The sequence below is a fragment of the Bradyrhizobium sp. genome (assembly GCF_049581145.1).
Classification (GTDB): domain Bacteria; phylum Pseudomonadota; class Alphaproteobacteria; order Rhizobiales; family Xanthobacteraceae; genus Bradyrhizobium.
This window is the reverse complement of sequence record NZ_JBAURI010000225.1, coordinates 1-1,605: the sequence shown is the minus strand read 5'-3', so window position 1 is coordinate 1,605 and position 1,605 is coordinate 1. Positions and strand designations below refer to the sequence as shown.

The following is a 1,605-nucleotide window of genomic DNA, read 5'->3' as shown; positions in this document are numbered from 1 at the left end:
CTGCCGCCTCCGCCCGGACGGACGCGGCAACCAGGTCGTAAGGTGTAGCTGAACTGAACGACTCTGGGTACAGAACGTCATTCCCGGGGTCATGGTGTCCTGGCCGTCGTCAGGCCGGTGCTTGCGCTGCAAGCAGCGCAAGCACGTCAACCGCGAGTCCGGCGGCCCGGGACGGAAGGAGGGCAAGGACGAATGACCACTCCCGGAGGAGCCGTCCAGTATTTGCAATGGAGGAAGGACGTGGCCGAGCACGACTATGCCGCTGCCTCCGGCTACCTCAGTATCCGCTTTGGGGAGAGCCGGGCAGAGGAGGTGTCCAAGAAGCTGCAGAAGCTCCCGGTGATCCAGCGCCGCGCCAACGATATCCTGCGGGCTACCCAGCGCGTCCCGCTGCCGCTGTCGGACCCGGGCGTGCTGAGAGACCTGCAGAAGGTGCTGGCGGGGGAGAAGCTGTCTCCGGTTCTCATAGCGGATGGGGATATCGCGGACGGCTACCACCGTGTCTCCCTGGCCTACGCGCTCGACCCTTACGCGGACGTGCCGCTCAAGCTCGGTTAGGTCAGTCCCTCCGCCAGGACAATCCACGTCCGTTTCCCCGCCGAGCAGGCTATGCCGTGGCGTGTCACGATAGCGTGGCGGCAGGCGGCCGTGGAGGTGTGGGTGGCTGAGCATGAGAATCAGGAGATCGCGGCGGCTCTGGCGAAACTGGCCGAGCAGGACGCGGCGGCCGCCGAAGAGGCGCGGGCCGCGCTGGAGTGGATCGCCGGGGAACCGGGCCTGGCGTTCATCACCCAGGAGCGTATCCAGGGCTTCTGCTGGTACGAGCTGCCGGAGAAATGGTTCGTCGATCTCGACGAGAAGCTGCAGGTGGTTACGGCGCTGGCCGAGGCACTGGATCTGCTGCAGCTGCCCCGGTACGCCGCCATCTGCCGGTCCGAGACGACACGCGAGATTCTGGACGCCTATGAGGTGAGCACTGCGGACGGCAAGGCCGCCTTCCGCCGGGCCGCCGCCGCCTCCGGCATCACCCCGCCCGACCTGCCGGAGTTCGAATGGGGTGCGGTGATGGGCCTGGAGGAGGCGTCCGCGCGTTCGTCAACCGCCGATTTCCTTGAGGTCGCCGTCGCCAGCGGCGACCTGGTCCCGGGGCGGCCGGGGTGGAAGGTTCGCCAGAAGGAACTCGTGCGAGCCCATCTCAATGTCCCGCAGGCCGGACTGCTCGGGCAGACACTGGCCCAGGTGATCCTCACCGAGCGTGCCGAGACCTGGGTCAACGCGCGGCGCAGCGAAACCCGCCGCCGGATCCTTGCCGCGATCGCCAACCGGCTGCTCCAGCCCGCCGAACTCCCGCCCGCCACAGCTGCCGACCCGGTTCCCCCGCTGCGCTGGCTGCTGAGCCAGCTGGACGACGGTATCGCCCTCACCCAGACCGGCAACCTTAACCGGAAGTTCGTCCAGCAAAGCGCGGACCGGTTCGGGTGGGACTTCCCCCGCCCGCCGCGGACCGAGGACGACCTGTTCGACCTGCACCGGCTGCGCCACTTCGCCCAGGATCTAGGCCTGGCCCGTCGGTCGGGCCGCATGCTCACGCTGACCGCCAAGGGC

2 protein-coding genes are annotated in these 1,605 nt (G+C 68.3%); both read left to right on the top strand.

Annotation, left to right across the window (positions count from 1 at the left end):
- The first annotated feature begins 240 nt into the window (after positions 1–240).
- Positions 241–558: a hypothetical protein gene (locus WCB02_RS07390; RefSeq protein ID WP_423957180.1), complete on the top strand. Its 318-nt coding sequence runs from the start codon at positions 241–243 to the stop codon at positions 556–558.
- 102 nt (positions 559–660) lie between these two features.
- The coding region (locus WCB02_RS07385) for a hypothetical protein (protein WP_423957179.1) at positions 661–1,605 on the top strand (945 nt) is incomplete at its 3' end.